This is a genomic window from uncultured Roseobacter sp. (genome assembly GCF_947495025.1).
GTDB lineage: Bacteria > Pseudomonadota > Alphaproteobacteria > Rhodobacterales > Rhodobacteraceae > Roseobacter.
The window spans coordinates 473,769-492,447 of the sequence record NZ_CANLXG010000002.1 but is presented as its reverse complement, the minus strand read 5'-3'; the positions used below and the strand labels follow the sequence as shown (position 1 = coordinate 492,447).

The window sequence follows — 18,679 nt, the reverse complement described above, 5'->3', positions numbered from 1 at the left end:
CGTTCAGATCGCCGATGCATGGGCCTGCTCGGACATATCATACGCGTCGAAATAACGCGCGATGATCCGCGTCAGCGGACGCGCATCCTCCGCAATCCTCAGACCCGCGTCCGTCAGGCGAACCGTATCTCCAAATTGTCCGGCCGCTCCCGACAACAGATCGTCCGCCAGCGAGACAGCATCCGGGAACTGCGTATGCAGGTCTTCTCTGAGCACCTCGAAATCACACATGATGGCCTCGATGATGCGGGATCTCAGGTGGTCTTCAGCGGTGAACTGATGGCCCCTCACGGTGCTGAAACGGCCTTCCCTGATCTCTCTGGTATGCGCCGAGGTTCCGGGGTCGTTCTGCGTGTATCCCTGCGGAAAACGTGAAATAGACGACGCGCCAAGCCCGACGAGTGTTTCGGATGCCTCATCGGTATAGCCCTGGAAATTGCGCCGTAACCGGCCGGACTTTGCGGCGATCGCCAGCCCGTCGCCCGGAAGCGCGAAATGATCTATTCCGATCTGTTCGTAGCCGTCCCACTCGAAAAGCTGGCGGGCGGTTTCAAACAGAGCGAGACGTTCTTCGGGTTGCGGAAGGGCGTCCGAGGGGATCAATGACTGGCGGCGTGCCATCCATGGCACATGCGCGTACCCATAGAGAGCAACACGGTCAGGGCTGAGCGTCAGCAGTTTCTGCACGGTGGCTGCAATGCGTCCGCAGTCCTGGTGCGGCAGCCCGAAAAGAATATCGGCATTGAGTGACCGGATGCCCGCAGCGCGGAGCATGTCTGCGGCATCCCGTGTGGCCTCAAACCCCTGAATGCGTCCGATCGTGTTCTGAACCTCGTCATCAAAGTCCTGCACGCCGACTGAAGCCCGGTTCATTCCGGCTGCGGCAAGAGCGTCCACACGCGGCTGATCAATCTCATTCGGATCAACTTCTACTGAGAACTCGGCGCCCTGTGCCAGCGGCAGAACGTCCGCGATTCGACCTGCCAGCTCTGAAATCATGCCTGGTTGCAGCAGTGTCGGTGTACCACCGCCCCAGTGCATGCGACCGAGTGTAACACCCTCCGGCAGGCGACGAGCCAGCAGCTCCAGTTCTGCCTTCAGCGTCTCAAGATACGCAGCGACCGGACTGTCGGTTTTCGTGCCCTGGGTCCGACAGGCGCAAAACCAGCATAACCTTCGGCAAAACGGGATATGCAGATAGAGAGAAATGGATGAGCCTGGCCGGATCGCAGAGATCCAGTCGCCCATCTGCGACGGTCCCACGGCATCCGAAAACCGGGGTGCGGTGGGGTAGCTGGTATAGCGGGGAACTTTCGTATCGAAGAGTCCGAGCTTTGCTAATCTGGAGATCGTGTGCATACTGCACCCATAGGGTGTATTGTGTCAGTTCGCCTTGACACAGATCAAAAACAGGAAGCTTTGAATGACGCGGACGCTTGCGCCAGACCTCAAGGATTGCAATGACTGTCCCATCCGGCACAGGGCCGTTTGCGCGCGGTGTGAAACCGACGAGTTGCGTAAGCTGGAAGAGATCAAGAACTACCGCAGTTTTTCAGCTGGTCAGACCATTATGTGGGCCGGAGACCGCATGGATTTTGTGGCTTCGGTCGTGTCAGGCGTCGCCACGCTGACCCAGACAATGGAGGACGGAAGGCGGCAGATGGTTGGTCTTTTGCTGCCGTCTGATTTTGTCGGCAGACCACAGCGTGAAACGGCAAGCTATACCGTCACGGCGGCGAGCGATGTGGTGATGTGCTGCTTCCGGCGCAAACCGTTCGAGCAGCTGATAGCCTCGACACCTCACATCGCGCATCGCCTGCTTGAAATGACGCTGGACGAACTGGATGCGGCCCGCGAGTGGATGCTGGTGCTGGGGCGTAAGACCGCCCGCGAAAAAATTGCCAGCCTTCTGGCGATTATCGCGCGGCGGATTGCCGAACTGGACGAAGCGGCAGATACCGGTGCGATCTCTTTTGATCTGATGCTGACGCGCGAGGCGATGTCAGATTATCTGGGCCTTACCCTTGAGACGGTGAGCCGGCAGATGTCCGCTCTGAAGAAGGACGGCATTATTGTTCTCGATGGCAAACGGCACATCATTGTGCCTGACATGAGCCGCCTGCTGGAAGAAGCCGGCGACGACAGCGATGGCGGCCTGCCCGTCTGATACGGGCAGAGGATCTTTGTTCAGTGCATCATCAGGACCGGGACTTTCGCATTTTCCAGCATGTTGCGGGTGGCGCCGCCGAGAATGGCCTCACGGAACCTGGAATGCCCGTATCCCCCCATCACGAGCAGTCCGGCGCCGGTTTCCTGAACATGTCTGGCCAGTCTTTCACTGACACTGCCGCCACTGCCTGACATTACCTGGATGTCACAGTGAACGCCATGTCGTGACAGAAAAGTTGCAAGCGCGCCGCCGGGATCAGACCGGTCGCTGCCGTGTGGCGGCGGGTCAATGATGGCGATATGCACACTGGCCGCAGTCTGAAGCACCGGCAACGCGGCACGGACTGCGCGCAGGGCCTCCGGGCTTTCGTTCCAGCCTATGACCACGCTCTCCGGCGCCGGATCGGGGGTCATGCCTGCGGGGACAACAAGGGTCGGACAACGTGCTTCTATCAGCAACGCCTCCAGCACCGCACTGTCTTCGGGCTGCACACTGTCACCATAAGGCAGAGGCAGTACGGCCATATCCGCGAAACGGCCCGCAGATACAACCGCCCGGCCTGCATCATTGCCCATCGAAACGGCATCAGATGCATCCCAGCGCGCGTCCGAGCGCTCCAGTTCCGCCACTGCTGCGACACGGATTGCCTCGGCCTTTTCATGCGCATTTTCTATGGCAGCCTGCATGACCGTCGCATTGGCGCCGAGCTCGTAATACGAGGCATGAGACCTGTCCAGTCCAAGACAGATGACTTCGAGATGCGCGTCGTAACCCTGTGCCAGCGTGATTGCCGGCCCGAGAGCTGACGCGTCCATATCGGGCGCCGTAAGAACCGTCAGAAGTGTTTTGAAAGCCATTGCCGCATCCTTTCTGTTTTCCCGGAGCATTGCGTGATGCGAAACGCCCGGGTGCGCCAAGCGTAGCACCGGAATTCACACCACTTCTTGATGCAGATCAAAGCGCTGATGCGCGCCTGCGGGCAGTAAGGTGACACGATAAGTTACAGCGGACTCGCCCCGGCGGCATGTCTGCTGCGCCAGACGGAAGGGAACCGGATAAATGGAAACCGGAACAAACGATTACGTAAAGCTGATCGTGCTGGGACTCGTGACGCTGTTCGCAATGATTGCGGCCAGCTATGCGCGGGACCTGGCATACCAGCTGCACATGGTAATATTCATGATTGTGGGGGCGGGACTGTTCCTTGTGACCCTGCGTGGTATTGACGAGCCAAAAGCTGCAGTTCCTCAGAACGAATACTTTGATTCAGTGGTGCGGGCCGGGGTCATCGCAACCGCCTTCTGGGGCGTTGTTGGCTTTCTGGTTGGCGTTGTCATCGCGTTTCAGCTCGCATTTCCGGCCCTGAACTTTGAGTGGGCCCAGGGATATGCCAACTTCGGACGGCTGCGCCCGCTGCATACGTCGGCGGTGATTTTTGCTTTTGGTGGTAACGCGCTTATCGCGACCTCATTTTTTGTTGTGCAGCGTACGTCGGCTGCGCGCCTGTGGGGCGGAAATCTCGGGTGGTTCGTCTTCTGGGGTTATCAGCTTTTTATCGTCCTGGCTGCCACCGGCTATCTGCTGGGCGGCACGCAATCCAAGGAATACGCCGAGCCTGAGTGGTACGTGGATATCTGGCTGACCATCGTCTGGGTCGCTTATCTGGCCTGTTTCCTCGGCACCATCGTCAGGCGCCGCGAGCCACACATCTATGTGGCCAACTGGTTCTACCTTGCCTTTATTGTCACCGTTGCGATGCTGCACATCATGAACAACCTGTCGATCCCGGTTTCTGTCTGGGGATCAAAGTCGGTGCAGGTCTTCTCGGGTGTTCAGGATGCCATGGTGCAGTGGTGGTACGGCCACAACGCGGTGGGTTTCTTCCTGACGGCCGGCTTTCTGGGTATGATGTACTACTTTGTGCCCAAGCAGGCTGAACGCCCTGTCTTTTCCTATAAGCTCTCGATCATCCACTTCTGGGCACTGATCTTCCTGTACATCTGGGCGGGGCCACACCACCTGCACTATACCGCCCTGCCTGACTGGGCCTCGACGCTTGGTATGGTCTTCTCGATCATCCTGTGGATGCCCAGCTGGGGTGGCATGATCAATGGTCTGATGACGCTTCAGGGTGCCTGGGACAAGCTGCGCACCGATCCGGTGCTGCGGATGATGGTCACCAGCCTTGCATTCTACGGCATGTCCACCTTTGAGGGGCCGATGATGTCGATACGTGCGGTGAACTCGCTGTCGCACTATACCGACTGGACAATCGGACACGTGCACTCCGGCGCTCTGGGCTGGAACGGACTGGTCACCTTTGGCGCGCTTTACTATCTGGTACCGGTCCTGTGGAAGCGCGAACGTCTTTACAGCCTCGGGCTGGTCAGCTGGCACTTCTGGCTCGCGACGATCGGTATCGTGCTCTATGCGGCATCCATGTGGGTGACCGGCATCATGGAGGGCCTGATGTGGCGCGAGGTGGATGCCAACGGGTTCCTCGTAAACAGCTTTGCCGACACCGTAAGTGCCAAGTTCCCGATGTATGTGGTGCGTGGTCTGGGCGGGGTTCTGTTCCTCTCGGGTGCTATCATCATGTGCTATAACCTCTGGATGACTGTAAGGGCGGCGCCTGCCAAAGACGCCCTGCCCACAGCCGTCCCCGCTGAATAAGGAGGGAGCTGACATGTCGATCCTTACCAAACACAAGTTCATCGAAACCAACGCCACACTGCTACTGGTGCTCAGCTTTCTGGTGGTATCTGTCGGGGGACTGGTTCAGATCGTGCCGCTCTTTTACCTGGAGAACACCATCGAGAAGGTCGAGGGCATGCGCCCCTATTCTCCGCTGGAGCTGACAGGGCGTGACATCTACATCCGCGAAGGGTGCTATGTCTGCCACAGTCAGATGATCCGCCCGATGCGGGACGAGGTCGAACGCTATGGTCACTACTCTCTGGCGGCAGAGTCCATGTATGACCACCCGTTCCAGTGGGGGTCCAAACGCACGGGTCCTGATCTGGCGCGTGTTGGCGGTCGTTATTCCGACGACTGGCACCTTGTGCACCTGCGCAACCCGCAGTCCGTCGTGCCGGAATCGATCATGCCGAAATACGCGTTTCTCGAGGAAACACTGATCGAGCCTGAACACATCGAGGAGTTGCTGGCCACCCATGCACTTGTGGGCGTGCCATATACCGACGAGATGATCGAAACCGCCGCGGCAGACTTCCGCGCTCAGGCCGACCCGGACAGCGATTACGACGATATGCTCGAACGCTACCCGGGCGCTCAGGTGCGGAACTTTGACGGGCAGCCCGGTATTTCAGAGGCGGATGCGATGATCGCCTATCTGCAGATGCTGGGCACACTGGTCGACTTCTCGACATTCACCCCTGACGCCAGCCGCTGAGGAGACTCACTATGGAAACCTATTCACTCCTGCGCGAATTCGCGGACAGCTGGATGCTTCTGCTCCTCTTCACTGTGTTTGTGGGCATGGCCTTCTGGGTGTTCCGCCCGGGCAGCCGCCCGCTGCACCGTGACACCGCAAACATGATTTTCCGAAACGACGAACGACCCGCTCCGGCTGAGGAGGCAGACAAATGACCAAAGTACCCCCGAAACAAGAGGGCGATCCCGATACCACCGGCCACAGCTGGGACGGCATTGAGGAGTTTGACAACCCGATGCCGCGCTGGTGGCTGTGGACCTTCTATGTCACCATCATCTGGGGCATCGGCTATACCATTGCCTATCCTGCCTGGCCGCTGGTGTCCTCGGCGACGGCAGGCATGCTGGGCTACACCACCCGCGGCGAGGTCGCCGCGGAGATTGCCGCAGTTGAAGAAGCCAACGGCCCGATCAATGCGCGTCTTGCAGCCGCTGAACTGACGGAAGTTGCCGCCGACACTGACCTGAACAGCTACGCGGTATCGGCCGGTGCAGCCGTCTACCGGACGTGGTGCACACAGTGCCACGGATCTGGTGCCGCCGGTGCCGTGGGCTATCCGAACCTGCTGGACAATGACTGGCTGTGGGGCGGGGACATTGAAAACATTCACGCAACAATTGCTCATGGTATCCGCAACGAAGAAGACGATGATGCGCGGTATTCCGAAATGCCGGCATTTGGGGACATCCTCGAGCCGGAAGAGATCGCGCAGGTCGTCAACCATGTTATGGTGCTTTCAGGGGGCACGCCGGATGATCCGGCAGCGGCGGCAGCGGGCGCAGAGGTATATGCCGATAACTGTGCTTCATGTCATGGTGACGAGGGACTGGGGAACCGCGACCTCGGAGCACCTAACCTTGCTGACGCGATCTGGCTTTATGGCGGCGACTACGACACGCTGACAGAGACTGTGACCTGGAGTCGCTATGGCGTTATGCCACCCTGGACGCAGCGCCTTTCTGAGGCAGAGATACGGGCAGTCGCACTTTATGTGCATCAGCTCGGCGGCGGTGAGTAAGCCAACCCGACGGGCCCAGATCTGACAAGGACAGCCTAAGTGACCGATCAAGTCCCTCCTCCCGGCCTTTACGCGGCGCGCGAACCGATCTTTCCGCGCCGCGTTTCCGGCAGTTTCCGTAATCTCAAGTGGGTGATCATGGCGGTCACCCTTGGCATCTATTACCTGGTGCCCTGGATCAGATGGGACCGGGGGCCTGAACTGCCGGATCAGGCTGTGCTGCTGGATCTCGCCAACAGGCGGTTTTACTTTTTCTGGATCGAGATCTGGAGCCACGAGTTCTATTTCGTCGCAGGTCTCCTCATCATGGCCGGTCTCGGCCTATTTCTGTTCACTTCCGCGCTGGGCCGTGTCTGGTGCGGTTACGCCTGCCCTCAGACCGTCTGGACTGACCTCTTTATCCTTGTGGAGCGCTGGGTCGAGGGGGACAGGAATGCCCGCCTGCGCCTGCACCGGCAGGAAAAAATGGATTTCCGCAAGCTGCGGCTGCGGCTGACCAAATGGACACTCTGGCTTGTCATCGCGATGGCTACCGGCGGTGCATGGGTCTTTTACTTTGCGGATGCGCCAACGCTTTTTGTTGACCTGTTTACCGGGCAGGCTGCAGCGGTCGCCTATATCACCGTTGCCATTCTGACGGCGACGACGTTCGGCTTTGGAGGCTTTGCGCGGGAACAGATCTGCATTTATGCGTGTCCGTGGCCGCGTATTCAGGGTGCCATGATGGACGAGGATACCCTGACCGTCGCGTATCGCGAATGGCGGGGTGAGCCGCGCAAACACAGTGAGGCCGCGAAAACAGAGCCGATGGGTGATTGTATCGACTGCATGGCCTGCGTGAACGTCTGCCCGATGGGCATCGACATCCGCGACGGGCAGCAGATGGAGTGCATCACCTGTGCGCTGTGCATTGACGCCTGCGACGATGTGATGGAGCGGATAGGCAAGCCCCGGGGGCTGATCGACTATCTGGCGCTGTCCGACGAGACAGCAGAGCGGGGCGGGGCTGCACCACGCCCGATCTGGAAGCACGTGTTTCGTCCGCGTACGATTCTTTATACGGCGCTCTGGAGTGCCGTTGGTATCGCGCTGGTCATAGCCCTTTTTGTGCGGGCCGATATTGAAATGACGGTTGCCGCTGTGCGGAACCCGACATTCGTCACGCTCTCTGACGGCTCCATCCGCAACACCTACGAAATCCGCCTGCGCAACAAGAACAATGATGACCGGTTGTTCCGCCTGAGCGTAATTGGTGATCCGGCCGTACGGATCGACCTCGAAGGCACACCCTACGGCTCGATCGAGGTTCCTGCGGACACCTCTTTGCTGCAGCGGGTCTATGTGATTGCGCCGCCGGGTTCCGCTCCTGCGCAGGCAGAACGGTCGGATCTGCGGTTCTGGGTCGAAGACCTGACCAACGGGGACCGGGCCTACAAAGACAACAGCTTCATCGGAACAGGAGAACAGCAATGACCAGAGAACTAAAAGGTCGTCACGTTGCGATGATATTCGGCGTGGCGTTTTCGGTTATCATTGCGGTGAACCTGACACTCGCCTTCAGTGCAGTAAAAACCTTTCCGGGACTTGAGGTGAAGAATTCCTATGTGGCCAGCCAGCAGTTCGATGAGAACCGCACAGCACAGCAGGCACTGGGCTGGACGGTCCGTGCAAGCGCCCTTGGGGACAAGGTGACCCTTTCCATAACTGACAACACCGGCAAGCCCGTTGAAGTCAGTTCGCTGGATGCGACGCTGGGACGTGCCACCCATGTGCGTGACGATCAGCGCCCGGATTTCGTATTCGATGGCGACGCCTACGTTGCTGCTGCTGCGCTCGCGCCTGGCAACTGGAATATCCGGATGGTCGCCCGGAATGCAGACGGCACCGAATTTCGCCAGCGTGTCATTCTGCAGGTGGAGGACGACCGTTCATGACACTGGCAGAGCAGTCCTCCGCGATGGGGTGCCCGGGGTGTGTTGCCGCCCCGGCTCCGTCACAGGACACGCGTCTTTGTGATGCGACGCTTGCGCTGTCTCTGCCGACAATTCACTGCCAGGCCTGTATTGCGACGGTTGAACAGGCGCTGGAAAAGTATCCGGGCGTTCTACACGCGCGGGTCAATCTGACGCGAAAGCAGGCTATGATTGACGCCGCCGGCGATGTCACCGCGGCAGAGCTTGCCGCTGTTGTGCGTGCGGCGGGGTTCGATGCCTGGGAACTTGATCCTGATGCTCTGCAGGAAACGCGCACGGGCAACCTCGGGCGCGATCTGCTGATGCGGATGGCTGTTGCCGGGTTTGCTGCGATGAATGTCATGCTGCTGTCGGTTGCGGTCTGGTCGGGAGCCACGGATGCCACCCGGGGTCTGTTTCACTGGATTTCTGCCGCTATCACCCTGCCGGCACTCGCCTTTTCGGCGCAGCCATTCTTTCGCAATGCATGGAGCGCGCTGCGGGCCCGACGGCTCAATATGGATGTTCCTATCAGTCTGGCGATAGCCCTGGCCGTGGCAACCTCTCTCTGGGAGACCTCGTTGTCCGGCAAGCACGCCTATTTCGATGCAGCTCTTACTCTGACGTTCTTTCTGCTGGCCGGGCGGTGGCTTGAGGCGCGGGCGCGGTCTGCGGCACGCTCGGCTGCCGAAGAACTGACAGCCCTTGAAGTTCCACGTGCGTGGAAAGTGATCGCAGACGAGCCGACCGAGGTGCCGGTTTCAGAATTGCGCGCCGGTGATGCCGTGCTGGTCAGACCCGGTTCCCGCGCGCCCGTAGACGGCGTTGTTATCAGGGGCACTTCCGAGGTCGACAGGTCCGCTCTCACCGGTGAAACCCTGCCTGAGATGCGCCGGACAGGAGACGCGGTCAGCGCGGGAGAGGTGAATCTCACAGGTCCGCTGGTACTGAAGGCAACGGCCGTAGGAACCGACACGTCGCTGCACCGGCTTGCTGCGCTTGTGGCTGTCGCGGAGAGTGGCCGGTCGCGGTATACTTCGCTGGCGGACAAGGCTGCCACGCTGTACGCGCCGGGCGTGCACATTCTGGCCGCACTGTCATTTTTCGGATGGTTGTTGTGGGCCGGCGACATGCGTGTCGCCGCGAATATTGCCGCGGCTGTACTGATCATTACCTGCCCCTGTGCCCTGGGTCTGGCAGTGCCGGCTGTAACCACCGCCGCCTCGGGGCGGTTGTTCGGACGTGGTCTGCTGATCAAGAACGCCACGGCGCTGGAACGTCTGGCGCAGGTGGATACCGTGGTCTTCGATAAAACCGGGACACTTACTGAAGGAAACCCACAACTGACCAACTGGCACGACTTGACCGCAGATCAGCAGGCAATGGCGGCTATGCTTGCGCAAGGCTCGGCGCACCCATTGTCGCAGGCTGTCGCATCCGCCGCGCGGGAGGCTGGCCTCGAAGTGCCGCTTGCCGATGTCCGTGAAGTGCCAGGTTACGGCACTGAACTGGTACAGGGTGGCGAGGTTATGCGCCTCGGGCGGCCCGACTGGCTCGGTGCGGATGCACGGGGGGATCAGCTTGCCGCTGCGTTTCAGGCCGGAAGTCAAAAACCCGTTGTCCTCACGTTCTCGGACTCCCTGCGGCCGGGCGCCGAAGCTCTGGTGCAACAGCTCGTGACGATGGGAAAAGAAGTGATCCTTTTGTCCGGAGACCGGGCCGCTGCCGTTCGCAGCATCGCCGGCAGACTTGGAATTAGCCGGTGGGAAGCCGCTGTTCTGCCGGATCAGAAAGCTGACTTTGTGCAGAAACTGCAGGAAGACGGGCGCAATGTGCTGATGGTCGGCGATGGCCTGAACGATACTGCGGCTCTGGCGTCCGCGCATGTGTCAATCAGCCCGGCACAGGCTCTGGATGCGGCGCGGGCCGCGTCTGATATTGTTCTGCTGGGCAGGGATCTGACGCCGGTTGGCGAGGCGCTGGCTACAGCAATGTGCGCAACAAAACGTATCCGGGAGAACTTCCGGATTGCGACGGTCTATAATATCGTGGCTGTGCCGCTGGCCGTGGCCGGGCTGGCGACTCCTCTGATCGCGGCGCTGGCTATGTCGCTGTCGTCGCTCACGGTTTCGGCAAACGCGCTCAGGATTTCAGGAAAGAGCAGATGAACGTCCTTGCCTATCTCATTCCGGTATCACTTCTGCTCGGGGGCCTGGGGCTTGCCGCTTTCGTCTTTACACTGAAGAGCCGCCAGTATGATGACCCCGAGGGTGACAGCCGCCGCATCCTGAACGACGTCTGGGATACGCGGCCGCGCCCGGATGACGTCAGGACGGACCGACCGTCTGACAACTGATATTGCGTGCCGCGAGCCGTCGACAGGCCAGATCCGCGCTCTCTTCGGTCATCCCCAGAAAGTTCGCATCAAAACCCGTGGGACGTTTCACGACCTTGCGCAGCGTGCCGTCAAGAGTGGCCATCTCGGCCAGCGCTGTTGTGACCAGCGCCCGTTCCGCATTGTAGCGGGAGGTATACTGACCAACATTCACGCCCCACTGATGCCCGCCGGACGTGGAAAGGCGGGTGACAACTTCGGGCTCGGCGATAACTGCGACGGTAGCTTCCTGCTGGGTGCCCGTGCCTGCGGCAACCGCCGATCCGGGGCGCAGTACAGGCCGCGCAGAAACAAAGGTGCCCGCAGGCACTGCTTCCTCAGACGGTTTTTCGATCGCGGCGGCTGCCTGAGCTGCTATCAGCGCGGTTGTGGTGTCCGTGTTCAGAAGACCAGCAGTGCTGGCCGCGGCGGCGGCGGGCACAGGCGTGGCAGGAGCTGTATCCTCAGTGAGCGCCGCGACAATGGCTTTGTCCGTACGTGTGACGATCAGAGGTGTTGCAACCGCAGCAGCCGGGCGCAGAGCGGGCCGCAGGCTGGACGCGAGAACAGTGCTCGGACGCTGAGGCTTCGCGCGGTAAACCGGCAGAGAAGGCTTTTTCAGACGGGCACGGCTGGGTGCGCGTTTGAACCCCATATCCAGCAGTTCGGCAACCCGCGCATTGCGTGCGCTCGTCGATGTGCCTCCGAAAACTGTGGCGATGATACGTTCCTGCCCCCGTTCTGCAGAAGCCACCAGATTAAAGCCGGCTGCGCGGGTGTAGCCCGTCTTGATGCCGTCGGCACCGCGGTAGGCAGAAAGAAGGCGACGGTTTGTGTTGGCGACATTGCGCACGCCTGCGTTCGTCGATTTGCGCGAGAAAAGGTTGTAGTACTCAGGGTAGTCGTAGAGCATATGGCGTCCCATGATCGACATATCCCGTGCCGTCGACATATGGCCTTTTTCCGTCAGCCCGTGCGCATTCTTGAAGGTTGTGCGGGTCATGCCGAGAGCCTTGGCAGTACGGTTCATCCGGCGGGCAAATGCGGCTTCGGACCCTTCGAGCGCTTCGCCGATGGCAGTTGCGGCATCATTGGCGGATTTGACCGCAGCGGCCCGGATCAGATAGCGAAAGGCAATGCGCTGGCCTGATTTAAGACCCAGTTTCGAGGGCGGTTCGGACGCTGCGAAGCGCGAGATCCGGACCTTTGTATCAAGCGAGATCTCGCCGCGTTCCACCGCCTCGAAAGCGATATAGAGCGTCATCATTTTTGTCAGAGATGCGGGATGAAGCCGCGTGTCTGCGTTTCTGGAGTGCAGCACCTCGCCGGTGCGCGCGTCCATCACCATTGCGGCGTAGGGCGCCGCGGCGGCGCTGAGCGGGAGGATGACCAGCATCCACAGAGCTGCAAATACAAATAGCCCGTAACGGGCCGGCCACATGCGCCGAACCTTCATGATCACTGCCTTTTCTGCCTCATGCCGTCGATTGTTCGACTGGCTCTTTTTATGTGAGAGAGGCTAACACAGGTTTTGGTCTCAATAAAGTTATTGTTTTAAGGGAATTGCGTTAAGTTTCGGTGAAACAACGAATTGGGTAACCATATTAACCTTATTGCCTCCGAAACGGGCAATAATCACTGCAGGCCGGTTAACAGGTCGCCGAGGCCGCTGAGGTCGGGCAGGCTTCGGAACCGCTGGTGTGCCACTGGCGTTTCTGCGTGTTCGAGCTCCCAGGTGACATGGTAGGGAATGTGAACACCGTATCCGCCCGCGTGTATCATGGGCAGAACATCGGACCGGACAGAGTTTCCGACCATCACACCACAGGTTGCGCTGTGTCCGTGGCGGTCAAAAATATCGTGATACACAGCGGTGGTTTTGTCCGATACGATCTCCACAGCATCAAACAGATCGCCAAGCCCGGACTGAGCCAGTTTTCGTTCCTGGTCAAGAAGATCACCCTTTGTGATCAACACAATGCGGTAGTCACGCGCCGCCTGTTCGACGGCATCTCTGGCGTGCGGCAGCAGGTCGACCGGATGCGCAAGCATTTCGCGGCCAGCCCGCAGGATCTGTTCTATCACCTGCCCGGAAACGCGCCTGTCCGTGACATCAAGCGCGGTCTCGATCATCGACAGGGTAAAGCCCTTCACACCAAAGCCGTAGTGCCCGAGGTTGCGTTTTTCCGCCGCCACGAGCCTGGCCATCAGGGTGTCTTTTTCGGTGTATTCCGACAGCAGGTCGGCAAAGTGCGCCTGGGTCATCTGAAAGTAGCGCTCGTTGTGCCAGAGCGTATCGTCGGCATCAAAGCCTACCGTGGTCACTTTATGCGCCATACCGACCCCTTTCCTAAATGCGAAGACAGGTTATATAGACCCAACTGAGACTCACCGCACGCAAAGCCTGTCAGGAGCAGCAATGCACCGAGAAGCGATTATGATGTCAGACAGTCCGGATGATGAGGGGGATTCCTCTGTCCTGACCGCAACCCGACCTAAAACAAAGCGCCCGCCGCTTTACAAGGTTCTGTTGCTGAATGACGACTTCACGCCGATGGAGTTTGTCGTGCATGTGCTTGAGCGGTTCTTTGGCCTTAATCACGCACAGGCCTTTGAAATCATGCTGACCGTTCACAAAAAAGGTGTGGCCGTAGTCGGCGTTTTCAGCCACGAGATCGCGGAAACCAAGGTAGCCCAGGTGATGGATTTTGCCCGCAGGCACCAGCATCCGCTGCAATGTACCATGGAAAAAGAAGAATAGGCACATGATTGATGCCCGACTGCCGCTCGCGTTTGAGGGGGGTGGCTCTGTTCTGCCGGAAGGCGGACGCGTCGCTGTGTTCAGGCCTCCTGTCGACGCGGCTCTGCCGGATCTGGCAGGGTTCAGCACAGAAATTATCGAAGGATTCCGACCTGCGCATGACGCGTGGACAGCACGTGGCTACGCCTGCGCAGTGATGCCGCATGGCCAGTACGACGGAGCCATCGTGTGCCTGCCGCGCGCCAAAGCTGAGGCCAGAGCCATGATCGCGGATGCCGTTCGGATGACCAGAGGGCCGGTGCTGGTGGACGGCCAGAAAACCGATGGTATCGACAGCATGCTGCGCGCGGTACGAAACCGGACAGCGGTGGACGGCCCGTTTGTACGCGCCCACGGCAAGCTCTTTGTGATCCCGGACGCTGTAGCGGATGACTTTGCCGACTGGCAGGCGGGACCGGCGCTTACAGAAGGAGGTTTCTGGACCGCACCGGGCGTCTTTTCTTCCGATGCTGTTGATCCCGCGTCTGCGTTGCTGGCGCAGGCACTGCCGGCAAAGCTCGGTCGGACTGTTGCGGATCTGGGAGCCGGGTGGGGGTACCTGTCGGCGCATGTGCTGACGCGGGACACCGTAGAGCGGATCCATCTCGTAGAGGCAGGCCATATGGCCCTGGAGTGCGCCCGCCATAATGTGACAGACGACCGCGCAGTATTCCACTGGGCCGACGCGACGACCTGGCAAGCACCCGGCGCCTGTGACACGGTCGTGATGAACCCGCCTTTCCATACAGGGCGCGACGCAGATCCCGCACTGGGACAGGCGTTTGTCGCGGCTGCCGCAAGGCTTCTTGCGCCTCAGGGGCTTTTGTGGATGGTTGCAAACCGGCATCTGCCCTATGAAGCGACCTTGCAGAAGTACTTTGTAAAGGTGACGGAAACCGGGGGAGACAACCGGTTCAAACTGTTTCAGGCCATGCGTCCGGTCAGACGCCGCAAATAACAGCTTCCAGAGGGCGCATTACGCGCCAGAAAGGAAAAGATGTCATTCTCAGTCAAAGGAAAGACCGCAATCGTCACCGGTGCGGCGAACGGCATCGGGCTGGCCATAGCGCGCCAGTTTGCGGACCGGGGCGCCAATGTGATGTGTGCCGACATGGATGAAAAGAGGCTGGCAGATGAATGGGGCGAGCAAAAAGATGATGCGACCCTGCGGTATTTTGCCGGTGACCTGCGCCAGCGGCTGACGATTGCCAACCTCGTTTCGGCGACAATCGATGCATTTGACAGGGTGGATATTCTTGTCAATGCGTCCCGGCAGGTCATGCCAACCAATGCGCTGGATGTCGAGGATAACTCCGTCGAGGTGCTGCTGGAGCAAAATCTGATGACGGCGCTTCAGCTGACCCAGCAGGTGGCCAAGCGAATGATGAAGCAGGGGGCGGATCAGCCCGAAGGGCAACTGGGTTCCATTGTAAATCTCAGCTCTATTGTCTCACGGCATACGCGGCCCGAGCTGATGGGGTATTCCATCGCATCCGCCGCACTGGAGCAGATGACCCGTTCAATGGCGCTCGCTCTGGCACCTGAGCGTATTCGTGTAAATGCGGTGGCATTTGGTTCTGTGATGAGTGCGTCGCTGCAGTCTTCGGTTGTCGAGAACAGCGACTGGCGCGAAGACATACGCACCCACACTCCTATGGGCCGCATCGCTGGTCCGACCGAGCTGGCGGATGCTGTACAGTTTCTGGCCGCCGAAAGCTCCGGATTTATGACGGGCGAGATAATTACTGTTGATGGCGGCCGCAGCCTGCTGGATGTGGTGGCAGCCCCGGCGCACTGATATTTCTTTCTTTTCGTTCCGGACAAATCCGCGTTAGATAACTGTCAGAGAAAACTGACACATCAGGCGGACCATGACCGATACATTTGATACTGAGAAACAGCGGGCCTCTGCCTGGTTCCGGACCCTTCGCGACGACATTGTAAGTGCCTTTGAGGACCTTGAGCGCGACCACAGCGAAGGACCACTGGCTGACGCTGCTCCGGGTATGTTTGAAGTATCAGAAACCACACGCACCAGCGATGACGGGTCAGATGCCGGCGGGGGCCTGATGAGCGTGATGCGCGGCGGCCGTGTTTTTGAGAAAGTCGGCGTCAATATCTCCACTGTATACGGTACGCTCGGAGAGCGCGCCCAGATGGCCATGGCAGCGCGCAAGGGTATTCCGGGCATGAAAGATGATCCGCGCTTCTGGGCCAGTGGTATCAGTCTGGTGGCACATATGCAGAACCCGCATGCGCCTGCGGTTCACATGAATACCCGGATGTTCTGGACACCGCACGCATGGTGGTTCGGTGGCGGCTCGGATCTCAACCCGTGCATCGAATACGAAGAAGACACGCGCCATTTCCACCAGACCCAGGAAAAGCACCTCGCGCCGCATGGCGATGACCTTTATCCCAGACTGAAAGAGTGGGCTGACGAATATTTTTTCGTGCCGCACCGTGGCCGGGCCCGGGGCGTTGGCGGGATTTTCATGGATGATCACTGCACCGGTGACTGGGCGGCGGATTTCGCACTGACACAGGATATCGGGCGGGCGTTCCTGCCAGCCTACCTGCCGCTTGTGCGTAAACGCCGCGTCATGCCCTGGTCTGATGCGGACAAGGATGCCCAGCTGGTGCACAGGGGCCTTTATGCCGAATACAACCTTGTCTATGACCGCGGTACAAAGTTCGGTCTCGAGACGGGCCATGACGCGAATGCTGTGCTGATGAGTCTGCCGCCGCTGGCAAAATGGGTCTGACCTGACACACAGGCCTGACGCGCATCAGTGCCAGTCGAAAAAGCCGTCGCCGGCCTTTGACAGCAGTTCGCGTGCCAGATCCCGGCCCATATCCGCACCATCCGCCACGGGTCCGTTCCGGCTTCCGGCAATGGCATCGCTGCCGTCCGGGCGTAACACTTCTCCGCGCAGATGAAGGTTGCCGCCGGTCAGTTCGGCCAGTCCGGCAATGGGTGTTTCACACGACCCGTCCAGCGTGAGCAGAAAGCTCCGCTCTGCGGCCAGTCGCTGACCTGTCTCTGTATGGTGGATCGCAGCCAGCAAACCGGCGGTATTTTCATCTGCAATGCGCCGTTCGATTCCGATGGCACCCTGAGCCACCGCGGGCAGCATGTCGTCTGTTGCGACAGGGGTTGCCGGTACGTCATCCATATTCAGCCGGTTCAGACCAGCAGCAGCCAGAAAGGTGCATTCTGCCACGCCATCGGCGAGTTTTTTCAGTCGGGTCTGAACATTGCCGCGGAACTCTACGACTTTGAGGTCGGGACGGCGATGAAGCAGCTGTGCCCGGCGGCGCAGACTGGAAGTGCCGACAACCGCGCCGGGCGCAAGCTCGGCGATACCTGACAGTTGCGGCGAAACAAATGCGTCCCGCACGTCTTCACGCGGCAGGTAGGTGTCGAGCGTCAGGCCGTCCGGCTGCACGGTCGGCATGTCTTTCATCGAGTGCACGGCGATGTCGATTTTGCCGGCGAGCAGGTCTTCTTCAATCTCGCGGGTAAACAGACCTTTACCGCCGATTTCTTTCAGCGGGCGGTCCTGGATCGCGTCGCCCGTTACCTTGATGACGACAATTTCAAAGGCGTCTTCGGGCAGGTCAAAGGCGCGCATCAGTCTTTCGCGGGTCTCATAGGCCTGGGCCAGAGCCAGCGGTGAGCCGCGGGTGCCGATTTTGAGCGGGGAGTCGGGGGTGGGAAGGTGCACTGTCATGGGTTTATCTTTTAGATGTGTCAACTTAAACTGACAACTGGAATGATCAAGAATCTCAGGCTAGAAGCAGGACGTGCGCTATGAAAGACGGAAATCAGACGATGAGCCAGACCAAAACCATCCTGCGCGCCCTCGCGGGTGAAACGCTGCCGACACCGCCGATCTGGATGATGCGTCAGGCTGGCCGGTACCTGCCGGAATATCGCGCAACACGTGCGCAGGCCGGTGATTTCCTGTCACTGTGTTATAACTCGGAACTCGCCGCCGAGGTCACACTGCAGCCGATCCGGCGTTATGGGTTCGATGCCGCCATTCTGTTTGCCGACATTCTGCTGCTGCCCCAGGCACTGGGCGCGGATCTGTGGTTTGTTACCGGCGAGGGGCCGCGTCTGTCGACCGTGACCACACAGGCCGACTTTGACAGGCTCGGGCCAGTCAGCGATATTCACGAAACACTTAATCCGATTTATGAGACAGTGCGCATTCTGCGGCGTGAGTTGCCGGCCGAAACAACGCTCATCGGTTTTGCAGGCGCGCCCTGGACCGTGGCGACCTACATGATTGCCGGCCGTGGTACCCCGGATCAGGGCCCTGCCCATGCGCTGAAGGACGAGAACCGCGCCCTATTCGAAGCGCTGCTTGACCGGATCACAGAGGGTACAATTGATTATCTCTCGGCACAGATCGAAGCCGGCGCCGAAGTCGTCAAGATATTTGACAGCTGGGCGGGATCACTCAAAGGCGATGACTTCCGGAAATACGCGCTGGAACCCGCACGACGGATTACCGCGGCGCTCAAAGCCAGCTATCCGCATATCCCGGTGATCGGCTTCCCACGCGAGGCAGGTGATCAGTACATCGGGTTTGCAAAAGCCACAGGTGTGGACTGTGTGGCGCTTGATAACTCGGTTGATGCCGGATGGGCTGCCGGCCATGTCCAGGTTGACGGATGCGTACAGGGTAATCTTGCGTCCAGCCATATGGTGACCGGTGGGCAGGCACTGGTGGATGAGGCGCGTGCAATCGTACGGGCATTCTCCGGTGGACCCCACATCTTTAATCTGGGGCACGGGATCACACCGGATGCAGACCCCGACAATGTCCAGCGGATGATTGACGCCGTTCGCGGGCTTTAATCTCCGATTGTGGCTTGACGGCGCAGGCCGGCTGGCATAGG

At 59.6% G+C, this 18,679-nt stretch carries 19 protein-coding genes; 14 read left to right on the top strand and 5 right to left on the bottom strand.

Annotation, left to right across the window (positions count from 1 at the left end; genetic code table 11):
• Nucleotides 1-3 precede the first annotated feature (3 nt).
• On the bottom strand, nt 4-1,359 hold the full coding sequence (gene hemN / locus Q0792_RS10525; protein ID WP_298839919.1) for an oxygen-independent coproporphyrinogen III oxidase: 1,356 nt from the start codon (nt 1,357-1,359) through the stop codon (nt 4-6).
• A 64-nt stretch (nt 1,360-1,423) separates the two neighbouring features.
• Here hemN and fnrL point away from each other — a divergent pair, with 64 nt between their 5' ends.
• A complete protein-coding gene (gene fnrL, locus Q0792_RS10520) occupies nt 1,424-2,167 on the top strand; it encodes a transcriptional regulator FnrL (RefSeq protein ID WP_298839918.1) in 744 nt (247 codons plus the stop codon).
• A gap of 20 nt (nt 2,168-2,187) precedes the next feature.
• Here the strand turns inward: fnrL and Q0792_RS10515 are convergent, their stop codons facing one another.
• A complete protein-coding gene (locus Q0792_RS10515; RefSeq protein ID WP_298839917.1) occupies nt 2,188-3,027 on the bottom strand; it encodes a universal stress protein in 840 nt (279 codons plus the stop codon).
• Nucleotides 3,028-3,229: 202 nt separating this feature from the next.
• Between Q0792_RS10515 and ccoN the strand changes: the two genes are divergently transcribed.
• Genes ccoN through ccoS form a run of 8 tightly spaced genes read left to right on the top strand, consistent with a single transcriptional unit; the run spans nt 3,230 to nt 10,950 of the window.
• The gene (gene ccoN / locus Q0792_RS10510; RefSeq protein ID WP_298839916.1) at nt 3,230-4,843 is read left to right on the top strand and encodes a cytochrome-c oxidase, cbb3-type subunit I; all 1,614 of its coding nucleotides are present in this window, start codon (nt 3,230-3,232) and stop codon (nt 4,841-4,843) included.
• A gap of 13 nt (nt 4,844-4,856) precedes the next feature.
• A complete protein-coding gene (ccoO, locus tag Q0792_RS10505) occupies nt 4,857-5,582 on the top strand; it encodes a cytochrome-c oxidase, cbb3-type subunit II (protein ID WP_298839915.1) in 726 nt (241 codons plus the stop codon).
• An 11-nt stretch (nt 5,583-5,593) separates the two neighbouring features.
• Nucleotides 5,594-5,779, top strand: coding sequence for a cbb3-type cytochrome c oxidase subunit 3 (locus Q0792_RS10500; RefSeq protein ID WP_298839914.1), 186 nt, complete (start codon nt 5,594-5,596; stop codon nt 5,777-5,779).
• Nucleotides 5,776-6,642 (top strand): cytochrome-c oxidase, cbb3-type subunit III, encoded by an 867-nt coding sequence (ccoP, locus tag Q0792_RS10495; protein WP_298839913.1) that lies wholly within the window; start codon nt 5,776-5,778, stop codon nt 6,640-6,642. The genes Q0792_RS10500 and ccoP overlap by 4 nt, the downstream gene beginning before the upstream one ends.
• 39 nt (nt 6,643-6,681) lie before the next feature.
• Entirely contained in the window at nt 6,682-8,115 is a 1,434-nt protein-coding gene (gene ccoG, locus Q0792_RS10490) for a cytochrome c oxidase accessory protein CcoG (RefSeq protein WP_298839912.1), read from the top strand.
• Nucleotides 8,112-8,576, top strand: coding sequence for a FixH family protein (locus Q0792_RS10485; protein ID WP_298839911.1), 465 nt, complete (start codon nt 8,112-8,114; stop codon nt 8,574-8,576). Before ccoG ends, Q0792_RS10485 begins: the two co-directional genes overlap by 4 nt.
• On the top strand, nt 8,573-10,762 hold the full coding sequence (locus Q0792_RS10480; protein ID WP_298839910.1) for a heavy metal translocating P-type ATPase: 2,190 nt from the start codon (nt 8,573-8,575) through the stop codon (nt 10,760-10,762). The genes Q0792_RS10485 and Q0792_RS10480 overlap by 4 nt, the downstream gene beginning before the upstream one ends.
• Nucleotides 10,759-10,950, top strand: a complete 192-nt coding sequence (gene ccoS / locus Q0792_RS10475; protein ID WP_298839909.1) for a cbb3-type cytochrome oxidase assembly protein CcoS — start codon at nt 10,759-10,761, stop codon at nt 10,948-10,950. The genes Q0792_RS10480 and ccoS overlap by 4 nt, the downstream gene beginning before the upstream one ends.
• Here ccoS and Q0792_RS10470 read toward each other — a convergent pair.
• Both Q0792_RS10470 and Q0792_RS10465 read right to left on the bottom strand, forming a co-directional pair.
• Complete coding sequence (locus tag Q0792_RS10470) at nt 10,922-12,424, bottom strand: D-alanyl-D-alanine carboxypeptidase family protein (protein WP_298839908.1); 1,503 nt, start codon at nt 12,422-12,424, stop codon at nt 10,922-10,924. The genes ccoS and Q0792_RS10470 overlap by 29 nt on opposite strands.
• 179 nt (nt 12,425-12,603) lie before the next feature.
• Nucleotides 12,604-13,305 (bottom strand): HAD family hydrolase, encoded by a 702-nt coding sequence (locus Q0792_RS10465; RefSeq protein WP_298839907.1) that lies wholly within the window; start codon nt 13,303-13,305, stop codon nt 12,604-12,606.
• A gap of 82 nt (nt 13,306-13,387) precedes the next feature.
• On the opposite strand from Q0792_RS10465, the gene clpS reads away from it, so the two are divergent.
• From clpS to hemF, 4 genes are all read left to right on the top strand, one after another.
• A complete protein-coding gene (gene clpS, locus Q0792_RS10460) occupies nt 13,388-13,729 on the top strand; it encodes an ATP-dependent Clp protease adapter ClpS (protein ID WP_298839906.1) in 342 nt (113 codons plus the stop codon).
• Between the two features lie 4 nt (nt 13,730-13,733).
• Nucleotides 13,734-14,726, top strand: coding sequence for a methyltransferase (locus Q0792_RS10455; protein ID WP_298839905.1), 993 nt, complete (start codon nt 13,734-13,736; stop codon nt 14,724-14,726).
• Between the two features lie 39 nt (nt 14,727-14,765).
• Nucleotides 14,766-15,566 carry an SDR family oxidoreductase gene (locus Q0792_RS10450; RefSeq protein ID WP_298839904.1) on the top strand — a complete coding sequence of 267 codons (801 nt, stop codon included), beginning with the start codon at nt 14,766-14,768 and terminating at the stop codon, nt 15,564-15,566.
• A gap of 73 nt (nt 15,567-15,639) precedes the next feature.
• Nucleotides 15,640-16,533: an oxygen-dependent coproporphyrinogen oxidase gene (gene hemF, locus Q0792_RS10445; RefSeq protein WP_298839903.1), complete on the top strand. Its 894-nt coding sequence runs from the start codon at nt 15,640-15,642 to the stop codon at nt 16,531-16,533.
• Between the two features lie 24 nt (nt 16,534-16,557).
• On the opposite strand, the gene hemC is transcribed toward hemF, so the two are convergent.
• Nucleotides 16,558-17,502: a hydroxymethylbilane synthase gene (gene hemC / locus Q0792_RS10440; protein ID WP_298839901.1), complete on the bottom strand. Its 945-nt coding sequence runs from the start codon at nt 17,500-17,502 to the stop codon at nt 16,558-16,560.
• 101 nt (nt 17,503-17,603) lie between these two features.
• Here hemC and hemE point away from each other — a divergent pair, with 101 nt between their 5' ends.
• Nucleotides 17,604-18,638: a uroporphyrinogen decarboxylase gene (hemE, locus tag Q0792_RS10435; RefSeq protein ID WP_298841836.1), complete on the top strand. Its 1,035-nt coding sequence runs from the start codon at nt 17,604-17,606 to the stop codon at nt 18,636-18,638.
• The last annotated feature ends 41 nt before the right edge of the window (nt 18,639-18,679 follow it).